The organism is Lentibacillus sp. (assembly GCF_035301925.1).
Lineage (GTDB): Bacteria > Bacillota > Bacilli > Bacillales > Amphibacillaceae > Lentibacillus.
In genome coordinates, this window is record NZ_DATGTI010000007.1 from 70,653 (window position 1) to 87,889 (window position 17,237).

At 41.8% G+C, this 17,237-nt stretch carries 15 protein-coding genes; 13 read left to right on the forward strand and 2 right to left on the reverse strand.

Features of this window, described 5'->3' with window-relative positions; translation table 11 throughout:
- Positions 1 to 2,277: a DNA internalization-related competence protein ComEC/Rec2 gene (locus tag VK080_RS00985; protein ID WP_324222931.1), complete on the forward strand. Its 2,277-nt coding sequence runs from the start codon at positions 1 to 3 to the stop codon at positions 2,275 to 2,277.
- Between the two features lie 80 nt (positions 2,278 to 2,357).
- On the opposite strand, the gene VK080_RS00990 is transcribed toward VK080_RS00985, so the two are convergent.
- Positions 2,358 to 2,492: a YqzM family protein gene (locus tag VK080_RS00990; RefSeq protein WP_324222932.1), complete on the reverse strand. Its 135-nt coding sequence runs from the start codon at positions 2,490 to 2,492 to the stop codon at positions 2,358 to 2,360.
- Between the two features lie 321 nt (positions 2,493 to 2,813).
- Here VK080_RS00990 and holA point away from each other — a divergent pair, with 321 nt between their 5' ends.
- On the forward strand, positions 2,814 to 3,830 hold the full coding sequence (holA, locus tag VK080_RS00995; RefSeq protein WP_324222933.1) for a DNA polymerase III subunit delta: 1,017 nt from the start codon (positions 2,814 to 2,816) through the stop codon (positions 3,828 to 3,830).
- 38 nt (positions 3,831 to 3,868) lie between these two features.
- Here the strand turns inward: holA and rpsT are convergent, their stop codons facing one another.
- Positions 3,869 to 4,135, reverse strand: coding sequence for a 30S ribosomal protein S20 (rpsT, locus tag VK080_RS01000; RefSeq protein ID WP_324222934.1), 267 nt, complete (start codon positions 4,133 to 4,135; stop codon positions 3,869 to 3,871).
- A gap of 182 nt (positions 4,136 to 4,317) precedes the next feature.
- On the opposite strand from rpsT, the gene gpr reads away from it, so the two are divergent.
- The 11 genes from gpr to VK080_RS01055 all read left to right on the forward strand — a co-directional run bounded on the left by gpr (position 4,318) and on the right by VK080_RS01055 (position 17,230).
- A complete protein-coding gene (gene gpr, locus VK080_RS01005; RefSeq protein WP_324222935.1) occupies positions 4,318 to 5,412 on the forward strand; it encodes a GPR endopeptidase in 1,095 nt (364 codons plus the stop codon).
- Positions 5,413 to 5,679: 267 nt separating this feature from the next.
- Entirely contained in the window at positions 5,680 to 6,870 is a 1,191-nt protein-coding gene (gene spoIIP / locus VK080_RS01010) for a stage II sporulation protein P (protein WP_324222936.1), read from the forward strand.
- 10 nt (positions 6,871 to 6,880) lie between these two features.
- Positions 6,881 to 7,186: a hypothetical protein gene (locus VK080_RS01015; protein WP_324222937.1), complete on the forward strand. Its 306-nt coding sequence runs from the start codon at positions 6,881 to 6,883 to the stop codon at positions 7,184 to 7,186.
- 142 nt (positions 7,187 to 7,328) lie between these two features.
- The gene (gene lepA, locus VK080_RS01020; protein WP_324222938.1) at positions 7,329 to 9,131 is read left to right on the forward strand and encodes a translation elongation factor 4; all 1,803 of its coding nucleotides are present in this window, start codon (positions 7,329 to 7,331) and stop codon (positions 9,129 to 9,131) included.
- Between the two features lie 77 nt (positions 9,132 to 9,208).
- The gene (gene hemW, locus VK080_RS01025) at positions 9,209 to 10,369 is read left to right on the forward strand and encodes a radical SAM family heme chaperone HemW (protein WP_324222939.1); all 1,161 of its coding nucleotides are present in this window, start codon (positions 9,209 to 9,211) and stop codon (positions 10,367 to 10,369) included.
- Between the two features lie 76 nt (positions 10,370 to 10,445).
- Positions 10,446 to 11,477 carry a heat-inducible transcriptional repressor HrcA gene (gene hrcA, locus VK080_RS01030; RefSeq protein WP_324222940.1) on the forward strand — a complete coding sequence of 344 codons (1,032 nt, stop codon included), beginning with the start codon at positions 10,446 to 10,448 and terminating at the stop codon, positions 11,475 to 11,477.
- 129 nt (positions 11,478 to 11,606) lie between these two features.
- Positions 11,607 to 12,239 (forward strand): nucleotide exchange factor GrpE, encoded by a 633-nt coding sequence (gene grpE / locus VK080_RS01035; RefSeq protein WP_324222941.1) that lies wholly within the window; start codon positions 11,607 to 11,609, stop codon positions 12,237 to 12,239.
- Positions 12,240 to 12,269: 30 nt separating this feature from the next.
- Positions 12,270 to 14,108, forward strand: coding sequence for a molecular chaperone DnaK (dnaK, locus tag VK080_RS01040; RefSeq protein ID WP_324222942.1), 1,839 nt, complete (start codon positions 12,270 to 12,272; stop codon positions 14,106 to 14,108).
- Between the two features lie 214 nt (positions 14,109 to 14,322).
- Entirely contained in the window at positions 14,323 to 15,441 is a 1,119-nt protein-coding gene (gene dnaJ, locus VK080_RS01045) for a molecular chaperone DnaJ (RefSeq protein ID WP_324222943.1), read from the forward strand.
- A 72-nt stretch (positions 15,442 to 15,513) separates the two neighbouring features.
- Positions 15,514 to 16,470 carry a 50S ribosomal protein L11 methyltransferase gene (prmA, locus tag VK080_RS01050; RefSeq protein WP_324222944.1) on the forward strand — a complete coding sequence of 319 codons (957 nt, stop codon included), beginning with the start codon at positions 15,514 to 15,516 and terminating at the stop codon, positions 16,468 to 16,470.
- 1 nt (position 16,471) lies between these two features.
- Positions 16,472 to 17,230: a 16S rRNA (uracil(1498)-N(3))-methyltransferase gene (locus tag VK080_RS01055; RefSeq protein WP_324222952.1), complete on the forward strand. Its 759-nt coding sequence runs from the start codon at positions 16,472 to 16,474 to the stop codon at positions 17,228 to 17,230.
- Positions 17,231 to 17,237 lie beyond the last annotated feature (7 nt).

Sequence of the window (17,237 nt, forward strand, 5' to 3'; positions counted from 1 at the left end):
ATGAAAGGATATTGGCATATACCCGCATTAGGCATTGCTGCAGGATTTCTGGCAGTTGTATCAGAAAGCAAATGGTTTTTGGCTGTGTTCTTCTTTTGGCTATTCTACTTGTATTATCATCAAAGGTTAGGGAAGGTGGCTATCCTTATTTCCTTAACCTTCTCCATATTCGCTTACACCTATATCCCCGAATTGGAAAAACCCGCGGAAGATGAAACCTTCATATCAAATCATGCAATGTTCACAGGTCAAATTGCAAGCCCGATAAGCGAATCGGAATCAAGGATTGCTTTTGAATTTACTGATGAAGCTTCTAATGATAAATTTCTTATTGTTTACTTCAAGGATAACCACGACGTGAGTCATGATTTGAAATATGGTGCAGAATGTAAGATTTATGGTGAGCCGGAGTTGCCGGATGCCGCCAGAAATCCGGGCCAGTTCGATTATCAGAAGTATTTGCTGGGGCAGGGGATTACTTATCAAATTGTCATTGATTCGATGGAAAGCCTTGATTGCTACGGTGCATCATTCATGCATAACATTTATCAGCTCCGTACTGATTTGATCCAATTTGTCCAAAAGGAGATCAGCCCGGAAACGGCTGTCTGGCTGAACGCGCTTGTGCTTGGCGATGATACACAAATCAGTGACGAAACAACTGAACTGTTTCAACGTTGGAACCTCTCCCACATATTGGCAATTTCCGGCCTGCATGTAGGCTTGCTCGTGGGACTCTTCTATTTTTTGCTTGTTAAAATGAACGTACTTACAAAAGAAAAAGCACAGTGGGTCATCATTTTCTTTTTGCCGCTTTATGCAGTTATCGCCGGTGGTGAACCATCTGTCATGAGGGCCAGTACAATGGTTCTTTTATTTATGTTGGCGAATAAATTGAATTGGAAATTCAGTGTCACAGATGTGCTTAGTATCGTATTTATGGTACTGATCTTACTGGATCCCTATATTTTGTATCACATCGGGTTCCAATTATCGTTTTGTGTAACGCTGGGACTGCTTCTGTCCAAAAATTGGCTCTCACAGTCGAATATCTCTTTTTTCTCTGTTCTTAAGGTCAGTTTTGTGTCACAAATGATTATTTTGCCGCTCCAAGTGGAATATTTTTTTACATTTCAGCCACTGTCAATTTTATTGAATCTGCTAGTTGTTCCCTATTTTACCCTGTTTGTCATACCGCTGATGTTCTTCATGCTGCTCCTTGCGCCACTGGCGGGTTTTCTGATTTCGCATATTGACAGGCTATTTGTCAATATTCATGAGTTTTTTATGCTGATACTGGAATTTATTGATCAGTTTTTATATTTTCCGTGGGTGATCGGGACGTTTCCGTTAGTCGGTGCCATCGTGTATTATGCTTTATTCTTAATGCTTATGGAAAATTTGGAGACGAAAAACCGGAATCATGCTTTCAGGTACGGCATTTATCTGACGGCATTACTTATGCTGATGGTTATCAGGCCATATTTTTCTCCTGCTGGAAATATAACAATGCTTGATATTGGTCAGGGGGATGCTATGGTGATTGAGCTTCCTTACCGGAAAGGTGTGATCATGGTTGACGCAGGAGCACAAATGGCTTTTGAAAGTGATGAGCCAAGCGATCGTGTTTTTAAGCAGATTATCAAGCCATATTTATATTACAGGGGGATCAGCAAAGTGGATGCGGTGTTTATTTCGCATGAAGACACGGACCATATGGGAAGTTTACGGTATATGGCTGAAAATATGATGATTGACAGTGTCATTGTAAGTGATTTCTACACATTTTCTGAACAAATGACTGAGGCGTTAGCGAACAATGGTACAACCGTTTTGCGGGTTTCACCGGAAGAGACCGTAACCATCGGTGATCAGACATTTTATGTATTGGCACCGGAACAGGATAAACAATCCGCCAATGAAAATTCGCTGGTTTTGTATACTGCAATTGGCGGGAAAACGTGGCTGTTTACGGGGGATATAGGGACTGAAACGGAACATAAGTTAGTGAACGCCTATCCCGAATTGCAAGCAGATGTACTGAAAGTCGCGCACCACGGCAGTGACACTTCTACCGATCCGGTATTTCTGCAAAAGCTTCATCCTGAATATGGCCTTATTTCTGCTGGCGAAAATAATATGTACGGGCACCCTCACACAAGCGTGATTGAAGCATTGGAAGAAGCAAATATTAACATTGTCAGAACGGATCAAAAAGGAGCAATACAATATTATTTCAGCAAGTCGGAAGGAACATTTTCAACATACCTCCCATAAACTGTATTGACATACGAAAAGAGACTGCGGCAATCAGCGAGGCAGTCTCTTTTAAGTATAAGCATGGCGTTCATATATAATCATGAACCAACAACATTGATGACAGTGCCGATGGCAAAAATCAGCACAAAGAAAATAAACGAAAATCCAAATCCTTTAATGGAATCAACAACATCGTTATTTTTTGACTGTACGTCCTTTTCAAATTCGTTCACATGTACCCCTCCTATATAGTCCCAAGTATAAAATAAATACATAAAAAAATCCACTTCCGGCTCAAAAAAATTTTAATGATTTACCACCATTAGAAAGAGTTGACAGCTATACTTTTGGCTATTGGGGTTACGCTATAACTACAAACATCGTTTAAAATACAGTTCCTAGGGCTGGGTTTTAAACGTTCATATAAATTTCAGGGGGAAATGCAGCAATCCATTTCCCTCTGCTTCTATAATCAAACCCATGATATAATATGACTTGCGAATACGCTGATTCCGTTTTACGCTTAAATATATTGCTTAATTGGAGTGAATCGTATGACGTATACGGATATATTGCAGCAGGTAAAACAAAAACAGATTGCACCAGTATATTTATTATATGGAACGGAGTCATATTTTATTCAAAATATCACAAAACATATAAATAAAGCAGTGCTGGATGATGACACCGATGAGAATTTGTCGGTATATGATCTGGATGAGACACCTGTACAGGAAGTGATTACAGATGCTGAAACATACCCCTTTTTCGGTGGCAAAAAACTGATTTATGCCTATAATCCGTCATTTTTAAAGGCTAAACCCGATAAATTGCCCTTTGAACATGACTTGGATACTGTTATTCAATATCTGAATCAGCCTGTCGATTATTCAGTGATTGTATTCATAGCATCATATGAAAAGATTGACGAGCGTAAAAAGATTAGCAAAAGCTTAAAGCAGCATGGTGTTATTGCAGAATGTAATCCGATTAGGGACTATGAACTGAGAAATTGGATTACAAACCTCGCCGGCAGCATGAACATAACGATTGAGAAAGATGCATTTGATAGGCTGGAATCGGAACTTTCGACTAATCTGCATCAGGTAAGGAATGAGTTGGAAAAGCTGGCACTTTTTGTCGGCCAAAACGGTGTTGTCACAAATGAAATTGCAGAAAACTTGGTTTCCCACACTGAAACCAATTCATCACTAAGGCTTGTTGACGCTGTCATTGACCGTGATTTACATAAAGCTGTTTCGATCTATAAAGATCTTGAAAAAATGAAAGAGGATCCGATCGGTATGATCGCCTTGCTTGCATCCCAATTTCGCATGATCTTGCGAGTGAAGCTGCTAAATCAGAAAGGATACAGTCAATTTCAGATACAAAAACGAATTGGAGCACATCCATATGCCATTAAAATGGCAAGCCAAAGGGAAAGAAAATTCACGATCGATCGACTGGAAAACATTATTGATCGGTTAACCGATACGGATACAGCGATAAAACAGGGAAAAATAGAGAAAGAACTCGCCTTTGAACTGTTATTGCATGAATTAACCAAATAATCGTAAATAAAAACGATCCTGTCACAGGATCGTTTTTTTTATGCACCCAATTCGTTTATCTTTTTCGTTAAACGTGATTTTTGACGGTTGCCGTTGTTTTTATGAACGCCGCCTTTCTGGACTGCTTTGTCAATCTTTTTAAAAGTGGCTGGCAGAGCAGCTTTTGCTCCTTCTGCATCATTCTGTTCAATCATTTTCTCCAACCGTTTAATATGGGTACGCATATCGGATTTGAAATCAATATTTTCTGTACGTTTTTTTTGGTTGACCCCAACACGCTTAATGGCGGATTTAATATTTGCCAATGATGTCACCTCCTATCACGCACTCATAGATAAAAAACATAAAAGCACTGTTTTTTGCTAGTCCAGCAAGAGACATTTTACCAGACGATACACACCATTTCAATAACTTCGGGCTTGCCTGAATGACTCGTACGAAAATAGTGAAACCTACGACTAAAATCCGTTAGTCAGGAGGAAAAGTTTTGGAAGATAAGAATAAGCAGTATGAAGTACGGACAGATCTGGCAGTCGAAGCCAGGGATATGTATGTGGAAAAAGAAGAGCAAAAACAAAATATAAAAGGTGTGACAATAAAAGAAAAAAAGGAAGGTGATATTGGCGTTACCTATGTTGATATCGACGCTGAAGGTGAAGAGAGGCTGGGAAAAAAACAGGGATCATATATTACCATTTATGCCGACGGAGTCAAAAAACAGGACACCAAAAAACAAGAGGCTGCCAGTAAAGTGTTTGGAAAAGAATTGGAACAGCTGCTTAAGAAAAATAACGTTCCTTCAGATGGCATTGGTTTAATCGTCGGACTTGGCAATTGGAATGTCACCCCGGATGCGCTTGGACCAATGTCTGTCGAAAAAGTGCTTGTGACAAGCCATTTATTCCAGATGGAGCATGAGTCCGTATCAGAAGGCTATCGGCCTGTGGCAGCCGTTACACCAGGGGTGATGGGGGTTACAGGTATTGAAACGAGTAATATTATTTTTGGTATTGTTGAGAAGTTCAATCCTGACTTTGTCCTTGCCATTGATGCGCTTGCTTCCAGGTCGGTTGAACGCGTCAATGAAACAATCCAGATTTCGGATACAGGTATTCACCCTGGTTCAGGTGTAGGCAATAAGCGTAAGGAGTTAAGTGAAGAGACACTTGGGGTACCGGTGTTTGCTGTTGGATGCCCGACAGTGGTGGATGCGGTGACCATCACAAGTGATACGATTGATTTTATGCTGAAACATTTTGGCCGGGAGTTGCGTGAGAAGGATAAGCCATCCAAATCATTGACACCTGCCGGGTTATCTTTTGGCAATAAGGAATTTACAGAAGAGGATTTGCCGGATGAAGAAAAGCGCAACACATTTCTTGGAATCGTCGGGAATTTATCGGAAGAAGAAAAGAAATCATTGATCCAGGAAGTCCTGACACCAATTGGACATAATTTAATGGTCACCCCCAAAGAAGTTGATGGCTTCATGAAAGATATGGCGACAGTGATCGCAACAGGATTAAATGCTGCATTGCACGATAAAGTAACCGTGGAAAACTTTGCATCCTATACACGTTAGCACCTCAAGTTCCCCCGTTACAAACAGTAATCCCCCCTAAAAAACAGGGGGGATTGTTCATAAAAGTCTGTTTCTGTTCGAACTGCACGACACAGGTCACAAAAGCGTTGCAACACGATCTCCGGGTTCTTAGCCACTGCCTCAGCAGGAAAAACATTCATCTTTTTCAAATTCTATCAGTCGCAATTATTTTAAAAGAATTAGTTCTATCTTCTGATATGATTTCATAGATTTTAATATCCGGAAATACTTCAGAGGAGTGGAACCATGTACCTTAAAGGTTATCATAAGCGCCGCCGTTTAATTTTCAAAAAGATATTGCGACATTTTTATCAAAAGAGTGGTATTTATCTCGTCTGTCTGGCTGTTTTATTTATGTTAGCCGGTTTTCTGATGACAGTCTCACCGGCTTATCGAATGTCGTCAAATACAATCACCAATTGGACAAGTGATTTGAACAGTTCAACTTTTTTGTATCTGATGGGGTTGGAAAATAGGGCTTTTCATGGCGCTTATCCGGACAACCGGGAATTTCCTGATGTATCGAATTTTCTGTTTGAAATGACGACGAATATCAGGCCGAGTGACACCAGAAGTCTATTGGGACAGGAAATGCCAGGTTTTTTAACGTTCCAGAATGAAATCATTATAGCAGGAGAAGGAACCGATTACACGAATCTGCCTGTGGAATCAGCCCCTCCGCTTGAAGATATTTTAAAAGAACGGGAAGCAGTCATGGATGAATCGGAAAAACAAGAGGAAGCGGAAAAAAACGAGAAGCATGAAGACCAGCTGAATACGGGTGACCGTGACGTTGTATACATTTATAACACGCATAGCAGGGAGTCGTTTTTACCGCATTTACCGGATGTGGATGACCCTGATGATGCACAGCATGGCGAAGTGAATATTGGCAAGGTCAGTGAAAGGTTTGCCAAAGCACTTGAAGCAAATGGCGTAGGTGCAAAAGTGGAACAGACCGACATCATGAATATTTTAAATGATAAGGATTGGGAGTATCATCAATCTTACACGGCTTCCAGGGAAGTGGTACAGGAAGCATTTGCTGGTGATGACAATCTCCAATATTCATTTGATATACATCGTGATGCGAGTCCGAAAAATAAAACGACTAAAGAAATTGATGGAAAAGATTATGCACGGATTATGTTTGTGGTTGGTGCAAAATATGAAGGATATGAAAAGAATCTAGAACTTGCCAACCAGCTTCATAATCTCATTGAGAAAAGCTATCCCGGTCTCAGCAGGGGTGTGATCACCAAAAAAGGATCCGGAAGCAATGGCGTCTATAACCAGGATTTGTCACCAAATGCAATGTTAATCGAATTGGGCGGGGTGGGCAATGACCTGGATGAGCTGTATCGGTCTGCTGATGCAGTTGCAGACGTGTTCAGTGAATATTACTGGGATGCCGAGAAAGTGGATGCCGGACAATAGGAGGGATTATATGCGTTCGCTGATTATTCTTCTATCATTAGTCGTATTTTTTCTGACCGGTTTGATCATAGGAATTGACCGCGGCCATCAGGGAGATGATTATGCACCTGTCGATGAGGCTGCTGAACAGGAAGAACAGCAAATCCTGGCAGAGAAGAATGCATCGGATCGAGAGACACTCGATAATGAGATGACAACCCCGGACACACAGGAGCATTTCACCCATAAGACAGCATCATTTCTGGAAGCCAGTGTCAAAGGTTTTTATGAGCTTGTTGTCGGCATTGCCTACCAGCTTGTACAAGTGTTTTTTTGAGATTTTAAATTAATGCGCCTCCTGCCCTCGTTCTTGAATGTATGCAGTGCAATTGCTATAATCAATCCTAGTTATTGAATGTTTCGCTCTTGCCTTCAATTGAATGAAGCAGTAAGAGACGAAGTAGGAGTGGACTGCATTTATGATTAAACAAAACAATGTACGTAATTTTTCCATCATTGCTCATATCGACCACGGTAAATCAACGCTTGCAGACCGAATTCTTGAAAAAACAAAAGCATTGACACAACGTGAAATGAAAGAGCAATTTCTTGATGCGATGGATTTGGAACGTGAACGGGGAATTACCATAAAACTGAATGCTGTGCAGCTGAATTATAAAACCGAACAAGAAGAATACTTATTTCATTTAATTGATACACCCGGACATGTCGATTTTACATATGAAGTATCCAGAAGTCTTGCGGCATGTGAGGGTGCTATTTTAGTGGTGGACGCAGCCCAGGGAATTGAAGCACAGACGCTGGCAAATGTTTATCTTGCTTTGGACAATGACCTTGAGCTTATTCCGGTCATCAACAAAATTGATTTGCCGAATGCTGATCCTGACCGTGTGGCTCAAGAGCTGGAAGATATCATTGGAATCGATAAAGATGATGTCATTTTAGCCTCGGCGAAAGATGATATCGGTGTTGATGAAATTATGGAACGTGTTATATCCGATATTCCGGCGCCATCCGGTGAACCTGACAGTCCTCTGAAGGCACTTATATTTGATTCATTGTATGATCCTTACCGTGGTGTGATTACTTATATTTGTATTAAAGAAGGTTCGGTCAAGGTCGGAGATAAAATCAAATTAATGGCAAACGGAAAAGAGTTTGAAGTAAGCGAAATCGGTGTTTTCAGACCAAATCCCGTGCCAAAAGATGAATTGACGGTTGGCGATGTCGGTTATTTGACGGCATCAATTAAAAATGTCAGTGACACAAGAGTCGGTGACACGATTACCCTTACCAAAAACCCCGCAGATTCTCCATTACCAGGATATAAACGTCTTAATCCAATGGTCTTTTGCGGTTTGTTCCCGGTTGACGCCAATCAATATAATGATCTGCGTGAAGCCTTGGAGCGTTTGGAGCTAAACGATTCCTCCCTGCAATATGAAGCCGAAAGTTCGCAGGCATTGGGTTTTGGTTTCCGCTGCGGATTTTTGGGGTTATTGCACATGGAAATTATCCAGGAACGTATCGAGCGGGAATTCAATATTAACTTAATCACAACAGCACCGTCTGTCATTTATGAAGTGGAGAAAACAGACGGTGAAATCGTTAAAGTGGATAATCCTTCAACCATGCCGGATTCCCAGCTTGTTAATGAAGTCCGGGAACCTTTTGTTGAAGCAACGATTATGGTACCGAACGACTATGTCGGCCCAGTCATGGAAATTGCCCAGAAAAAGCGCGGTCAGTTTGTCAATATGGAATATCTTGATGAGATTCGGGTTAATGTCATGTATGAGATTCCACTATCCGAAATAGTTTATGATTTTTTTGATCAATTAAAATCAAACACAAAAGGGTATGCTTCATTTGATTATGAACTAATCGGCTACAGGGCTTCCAATCTTGTCAAAATGGATATATTACTGAACGGGGACACGATTGATGCACTGTCATTTATTGTCCATCGCGATTTCGCATACGAGCGCGGGAAACATATTGTCGATAAGCTGAAAGATCTCATTCCGCGACAGCAATTCGAGGTACCTGTCCAGGCAGCCATCGGAAATAAAATCATCGCGCGGTCAACGATTAAAGCGATGAAAAAAAATGTGTTATCCAAATGCTACGGCGGTGACATTTCACGGAAACGGAAACTGCTGGAGAAACAAAAAGAAGGTAAAAAACGCATGAAAATGGTGGGGTCTGTTGAAGTTCCCCAGGAAGCGTTTATGGCTGTACTTGAAATGAATAACGATTAACCATTTTTGACGGAACAGGGAAAACTTTTGCAGACCGGCAGGAGTTATCCCTTTTCTGCGTGCAGGGGGAGAATGTCATGGAAGCACAATCGGTTTATATTCATATTCCATTCTGTCAACAAATTTGTCATTACTGTGATTTCACCAAGTTCTTCTATAATGAAAAATTGGCGACAGAATATATTGAAGCACTTTCGAATGAAATTAGCACACAAATTGACGGCACACATAATCATGTCAACACAATCTTTATCGGTGGAGGCACCCCGACAGCATTGAATCTGGAACAATTACATTCCCTGCTGCAATTGATTGACGACAAATTTGATGTGTCCGGCTGTTCCGAATTCTGCATTGAAGCAAACCCCGGTGACTTTGATAAAGAAAAGGCCCAGCTGCTCAAAAGCTATGGCGTTAACCGGGTATCACTTGGTGTTCAGGTATTTGATGATGTGATGCTTGAAGAACTCGGCCGCTTGCATAAAGTAAAGGATGTTTACAAGACGGTTGATTTATTAAAACAAAACGGGTTTCATAATATTAGTCTTGATCTTATTTATGCTTTACCAAATCAGACGGTTGAACAGTTCAGGGAAACATTGGAAGAAGCGCTTTCGTTTGATCTGCCGCATTATTCAGCCTATGCACTCCAGATTGAGCCAAAAACAGTCTTTTATCAGCGTTATAAAAAAGGCAAATTGCACCGGCCGCCCCAAGAGGAAGAGGTCGAAATGTACGCCATATTAAAGACAGCTATGCGGTCCAAAGGCCTCAAGCAATATGAAATCAGCAATTTTGCCAAACCGGGTTATGAAAGCCGGCACAATCTCGTTTACTGGAAAAATGAACACTATTATGGCTTTGGCGCCGGTGCGCATGGTTACCTGCCAGGTAAAAGGACAGGCAATATACGACCATTGCCGGCTTATGTCAAGCAGGCAATGGAAAACGGCTTTCCGATTTTAAATACTGAAAACATTGGAATAAAAGAGATGATTGAAGAAGAAATGTTTCTGGGTTTACGGAAAATGGAGGGAATCAGCAAGCAGCATTTTCGGAAAAAATTCGGCTTTTCATGTGAACGGTTATATAAAGATACGATTTCTTATCTAGTGGAGAAAGGCTGGCTTATGACGGATGATGATCATCTGTGTTTGACTGATCAGGGAATCCTGTTTGGAAATGAAGTGTTCGCGCACTTTTTGTTGGAGGAAGATGACCTGAGACTTGTTCGTTGACAAAAAAAAACCGATTTGATAATTTATACTTAGCATTAGCACTCGGCATGCATGAGTGCTAACAGAGGTGATCATCATGTTAACAGAACGACAATTGCTGATTCTGCAAGTCATAATTGATGATTTCATCGAAACGGCACAACCGGTAGGCTCCCGCTCGATTGCCAAGAAGGCTAACATAAATTATAGCCCGGCTACCATAAGAAATGAAATGGCAGATCTGGAAGAAATGGGCTATCTTGAGAAAACACACTCGTCTTCCGGCCGGATACCCTCAGAGAGAGGCTACCGGTATTATGTCGACCATATGGTTTTACACCGGGAAGCAGCAGATAATATTCAGATCATCCGCAACATTATGCAGGATGGACTGTTTGAGTTTGAACAAATCGTCCAGAGTTCCGCTGAAATACTGTCCCGGATAACTAACTATACATCAATCATTCTGGGACCGGAAGTGTTTGATACGAAATTGAAGCAGCTGCAGATTATATCTTTATCGGAGAATACGGCCCTGGCCATATTGGTTACCAACACAGGTCACGTGGAACACCGGTCGTTTTCCGTTCCGGAAGCCATCAATGCATCAGATCTTGAAAAAATGGTTAACATTTTAAATGACCGGCTGCATGGCGTGCCGATTTTTAAACTGCATGAAAAACTCAACGATGAGATGTTGGACTTGATGAATAAGTATGTAACGGATTTTGAAACATCCTATGATTATCTCAAAGCCGTTTTTTTAAGTGAAAACCCGGTGAAGCTGTATTTCGGGGGCAAAACAAATCTGTTAAGACAGCCGGAATTCAATGACATTGATAAAGTCCGGTCGTTTTATTCCATGATAGAAGAAGAAGATGAAATCGCCAGTTTGCTGAAAGGGGCTGCTGACGGTATTAAAGTTACCATTGGACATGAGAACAAAGTTGATGCTATTAAAGAGTGCAGTCTTATTACGGCTACTTATGAAATGAATGAAGAGCAGATGGGTACAATTGCATTGCTTGGTCCAACCAGAATGGAATACAAAAAGGTGATAACGTTACTGGATGCCCTATCAACTGAAATGTCAGATGTCTTATATGAGTGGTATAACAATAATGAATAAGGCAGGCTGATATAGGGAATATCGGGATGATGGGACTAACCCCATCACTTCTTTGTGTTTATAAGTTTAACAACAGGACGAATCATGTTATATTTTATCGTGGCAATTTCATAATAGGAGGTGGCGGGAATGGCAGAACAAAATCAGGAAAAAATGAACCAATACGATTCTGAAGATGTACAATACGATTCAGAAGATGTAGAAAAGGATGAAAAAGAACAAGACCAGGAAGATATCATCACAGAAGTAGTTGATGCAGACGATCAGGATGACACAGAACAGACTGATCATGCAGATAAGGAAATGGAACAGCTACAAGCTGAGCTGAGTCAGCTGAAAGAGGAAAAGGATAACCTGCATGACCGTCTGCTGCGTGTTCAGGCAGAATTTGAGAATTTCAAAAAACGTTCCCAAAAAGAAAAAGAAGCAGTCAGTAAGTATAAAGCAGAAGATCTGGTTAAGGAGTTACTGCCTGCAATCGATAACTTCGAACGGGCGTTGCAAGTTGAAGTCACCGATGAAACGAAGAGTTTTGTTGAAGGTGTGTCAATGGTTTACAACCAAATAAAGGATGCACTGAAATCGCAGGGTGTGGAAGAAATTGAATCGGTCGGCAAACCGTTTGACCCTAATATTCACCATGCCGTAATGCAAGTGGAAGATGAGGCAGCCGAATCAGAAACTGTTACAGAAGAATTGCAGAAAGGCTACATTCTGAAAGACCGCGTTATTCGACCAGCAATGGTTAAAGTTAATAAGTAATTGTTAGAGCAGTGAAGGAGGAATTTGATTATGGGTAAAATAATCGGAATTGACTTAGGTACAACAAATTCATGTGTGGCAGTGATGGAAGGCGGCGAATCAGTCGTCATTCCCAACCCTGAAGGAAATCGTACAACGCCATCCGTCGTTGCTTTCAAAAACGGTGAGCGTCAAGTCGGCGAGGTAGCAAAACGTCAGGCAATCACCAATCCAAATACGATTCAGTCGATTAAACGTCATATGGGTACGGACTACAAAGTTAAAATCGATGACAAAGAATATACGCCACAGGAAGTTTCAGCCATCATCCTGCAGCATTTGAAATCATATGCAGAAGAATATTTGGGTGACACAGTGGATAAAGCAGTTATTACGGTTCCAGCTTATTTTAACGATGCTGAGCGTCAGGCAACCAAAGATGCCGGAAAAATTGCCGGATTGGAAGTTGAGCGTATCATCAACGAACCAACCGCAGCATCCTTGGCCTATGGCATTGACAAAGAGGATCAGGATCAGACTATCCTCGTATATGACTTAGGCGGCGGTACATTTGACGTATCGATCCTTGATATTGGCGACGGTACGTTCGAAGTTGTATCAACTGCGGGTGATAACCGACTGGGCGGTGATGACTTCGATGACGTGATCATGGACTACATGGTTCAGGAATTCAAGAAAGAAAACGGCATCGATCTTTCCCAGGATAAAATGGCAAAACAACGATTGAAAGATGCTGCTGAAAAAGCGAAAAAAGAACTGTCAGGTGTGACCCAAACACAAATCTCACTGCCGTTTATAACAGCTGGTGAAAACGGCCCGCTTCACCTGGAAATGAATCTGACACGGGCTAAATTTGAAGAACTGTCATCAGATTTGGTTGAACGTACAATGCAGCCAACCCGTAAAGCATTGAAAGATGCTGATTTATCTGCAAAAGATATTCATAAGGTTGTTCTTGTTGGCGGATCAACACGTATTCCTGCTGTTCAAGAAGCCATCAAGCGTGAAACAGGCAAAGACCCTTCAAAAGGCGTTAACCCTGACGAAGTGGTTGCTTTAGGCGCAGCGATCCAAGGCGGTGTATTGCAAGGTGATGTCAAGGATGTAGTATTGCTCGACGTCACACCATTGTCATTAGGTATCGAAACTATGGGAGGCGTCACCACAAAACTGATTGAACGGAACACAACCATCCCGACAAGCCATTCACAAGTGTTTTCGACCGCAGCAGATAACCAGACAGCAGTTGATATCCATGTCCTGCAGGGTGAACGTGAAATGGCTGAGGACAACAAAACACTTGGCCGTTTCCAATTGACTGATATTCCACCTGCGCCACGCGGTGTACCGCAGATTGAAGTGACATTTGATATTGACGCCAACGGTATTGTCAATGTAAGTGCCAAAGATAAAGGCACAAATAAAGAACAATCCATTACCATTAAATCGTCATCCGGTCTCTCGGACGAAGAAATCGATAAAATGGTTAAAGAAGCTGAAGAAAATGCAGAGGAAGACAAAAAACGCCGTGAAGAAGCCGATCTCCGCAACGAAGCTGATCAGTTGGTCTTCACGACAGATAAAACAATCAAAGACCTGGGCGACAATGTAACCGATGAAGAAAAACAAAAGGCTGAAGAAGCCAAAGAAGAACTGAAAAAAGCCATCGAATCCGATGACCTTGACCAAATCAGGGAAAAGAAAGATGCCTTGCAGGAACAAGTCCAGCAGCTTTCTGTTAAAATGTACGAACAAATGGCACAACAGCAGCAGGCTGAACAAGGACAGCAAGGTGAAGGCCAAGGTTCAGATGATGACGTTGTCGACGCTGACTACAAAGAAGTGGACGATGACGAAGATAAAAAATAATCATGTTATAGATAAAGGAAGTTCGACTAAGAATGCCACAACCTGTGGAAGCGTCGAACTGACCCTGCATCTTGTAGGCCAAGTCAAAGTCAGGACTCTCTTGACTTTGACTTTTTTCAATCATCCATGAACGAGGCCGTTTCATGTTTGCTATCATAATATAAATGATGGTAAGATAAAATGTATGCAATAGTGTCGGGAGAGTGATTCACAAGTGAGTAAGCGCGACTATTATGAAGTGCTTGGCGTTGACAAAGGCGCTTCTAAAGATCAGATAAAGAAAGCTTATCGCAAATTGGCAAGAAAATATCACCCGGATGTAAGCGAAGAGGAAAATGCAGCCGATAAATTCAAAGAAGTAAAAGAAGCTTATGAAGTATTAAGCGATGACCAAAAGAGAGCACAGTATGATCAGTTTGGTCATGCAGGTGCACAAGGCCAAGGCGGTTTTGGCGGTGCACAGGATTTCGGTGACTTTGGTGGATTCGGTGATATATTTGATATGTTTTTTGGCGGCGGTCGCCGTCGTGATCCAAACGCTCCGCAGCAAGGTGCCGATTTGCAATATACCATGACGCTTGATTTTGAGGAAGCGATTTTTGGGAAAGAAGCAGATATCAAAATTCCGAAAGAAGAGGAATGTGATACGTGTCACGGTTCAGGTGCAAAACCCGGCACCAAAACTGAAACATGTTCCCATTGTCAAGGGACCGGTCAACTAAACATGGAGCAGAATACACCGTTTGGGCGTGTCGTCAATCGTCGTGTGTGCCACCATTGTAACGGCACCGGAACAATCATTCCGGAAAAATGCAATACCTGTGGCGGCTCAGGGAAAGTGAAAAAACACAAAAGTATCCACATCTCCATCCCTAAAGGCATTGATGAGGGACAGCAAATCAGGGTTGCAGGCAAAGGTGAACCCGGTGTGAATGGTGGCCCTCCAGGCGACTTATTTGTTGTTATTCAAGTACGTCCCCATGAATTTTTCGAACGTGAAGGGGATCATATCTATTGTGAACTGCCGATAACATTTGCCCAGGCTGCCCTTGGTGATGAAGTGGAAGTACCGACAGTGCATGGGAAAGTCATGCTGACAATTCCCGCGAGCACCCAAACCGGAAAGGTCTTCCGGCTAAAAGGAAAAGGCGCACCAAATGTCCGCGGCCACGGCTATGGGGATCAACACGTCAAAATACGGGTTGTGACGCCAAGCCGGCTTTCAGAACGGCAAAAAGAATTGCTGCGTGAATTCAATGAAATCGGCGGTAATGAAGCAACAGACGAGCAAGGTTCATTGTTCCAGCGTTTTAAAAACGCGTTCAAAAGCTAAATGAGGTGCTGTGCTCCAGCACCCTTACATAGGTTATTTTAGTTCAATTTTTCAGGAAATGGGTGGATTCATGTGAATTGGTCTGAAATATGTATTTATACGACAAATGAGGCTGTTGAACCTATTTCCAATATCATGCATGAAACGGGAGCCAGTGGTGTCGTTATAGAAGATCCTATTGATTTAATCAAAGAACGGGATTCCTTATATGGAGAAGTTTATGAACTCAATCCGGATGAATACCCCGAGGAAGGCGTTTACATTAAAGCTTATTTGCCTGTAAACAGTTTTCTGGGCGAAGCAGTCGAAGAAATAAAGCAGGCTGTCAATCATCTGCCGTTGTACGATATCGATTTAGGCCGGAATGAGATGGCGTTACGTGAAATAGATGAGGAAGAATGGGCAACAGCCTGGAAAAAATATTATAAACCCGTTAAAATTTCTGAAAAAGTCACCATCATCCCAGCCTGGGAAGAATACAAACCCGTATCAACTGATGACGTGGTCATTGAACTTGATCCCGGTATGGCGTTTGGCACGGGGACACATCCGACAACAATCATGAGTATTCAGGCTATTGAACAATACTTAAACGAAAACGATATCGTTATTGATGTAGGATGTGGTTCCGGTGTACTCAGCATTGCTTCAGTGCTGATGGGGGCACAAAAGGTTTACGCTTTTGACCTTGATGATATTGCGGTTAAAAGTACTAAAATTAATACTAAGTTAAACAATATAGAAGACAAAGTTATTCCAAAACAGAACAATTTGCTCGATCATGTGGATATGCAGGCGGATATCATTGTTTCAAATATTTTAGCTGAGATCATTGTACGGTTCGTTGATGATGCATGGAAAAGCCTGCAACCGAATGGCATTTTTATTACGTCCGGTATTATTCAGGCAAAAAAACAAATGGTAAAAGACGAACTGGAACAAGCAGGTTTTGGGATTATTACCATAAACGAAATGGAAGGCTGGGTATCCATCGTCGCCAAAAAAACGGAAGGGAAAAGTGGTGCCTGATTTGCAACGTTATTTTGTACCATCGGAAAATTGGACAGATAACCGGGTCATCATAACAGACGATGATGCACATCATATCAACCGTGTCATAAGGTCCCGTACAGGAGATGAAATCATCTGCAATCATCCGAATGGAAAAGCGGCGGTCTGCCGAATTACAGGGATTGAAAAAGAAAAAGTTGATACAACCATCAGCGAATGGCTTGAAGAATCAGTTGAACCTCTCATTGATGTGACGATCGCACAGGGTTTACCCAAAAGTGACAAACTGGAATTTGTGCTTCAGAAAGGAACTGAGCTAGGTGCTGCTGCATTTATTCCGGTACAGGCAGACCGGTCAGTAGTTATCTGGGATGAGAAAAAGGCTGAAAAGAAAATGAAGCGATATGCAAAAATTATAAAAGAGGCAAGTGAACAGAGCCATCGCAATAAAATCCCAACGGTTAAAAATGTAACACCGCTGACCAAATTAGTGAGCGAAAGCAATGACTATGATATAAAGTTGTTCGCTTATGAAGAGGAAGCTAAAACTGTGGACTTTCAATCATTTGGAAAAGCCGTCAGCACAATGCGTCCTGGTGACCGGATACTGATTGTTATCGGACCTGAAGGCGGTTTTTCCAGTCGTGAGGCGGAATCGCTGAAACAGAATAAATTTATCCCTGTCCGGCTGGGACCACGTATTTTGCGGACGGAAACAGCAAGCTTATACGCATTGGCAAGTATTTCATATCATTTTGAAGAATTGAGGTGGACATAATGCCAAC

What these genes read in the sequence shown, in the direction of transcription:
- VK080_RS01015 (WP_324222937.1), top strand. Translation starts at nt 6,881, where the DNA reads ATGCGTTCGCTGATTATTCTTCTATCATTAGTCGTATTTTTTCTGACC.
- grpE (WP_324222941.1), top strand. Translation starts at nt 11,607, where the DNA reads ATGGCAGAACAAAATCAGGAAAAAATGAACCAATACGATTCTGAAGAT.
- lepA (WP_324222938.1), top strand. Translation starts at nt 7,329, where the DNA reads ATGATTAAACAAAACAATGTACGTAATTTTTCCATCATTGCTCATATC.
- dnaK (WP_324222942.1), top strand. Translation starts at nt 12,270, where the DNA reads ATGGGTAAAATAATCGGAATTGACTTAGGTACAACAAATTCATGTGTG.
- hemW (WP_324222939.1), top strand. Translation starts at nt 9,209, where the DNA reads ATGGAAGCACAATCGGTTTATATTCATATTCCATTCTGTCAACAAATT.
- hrcA (WP_324222940.1), top strand. Translation starts at nt 10,446, where the DNA reads ATGTTAACAGAACGACAATTGCTGATTCTGCAAGTCATAATTGATGAT.
- holA (WP_324222933.1), top strand. Translation starts at nt 2,814, where the DNA reads ATGACGTATACGGATATATTGCAGCAGGTAAAACAAAAACAGATTGCA.
- VK080_RS00985 (WP_324222931.1), top strand. Translation starts at nt 1, where the DNA reads ATGAAAGGATATTGGCATATACCCGCATTAGGCATTGCTGCAGGATTT.
- spoIIP (WP_324222936.1), top strand. Translation starts at nt 5,680, where the DNA reads ATGTACCTTAAAGGTTATCATAAGCGCCGCCGTTTAATTTTCAAAAAG.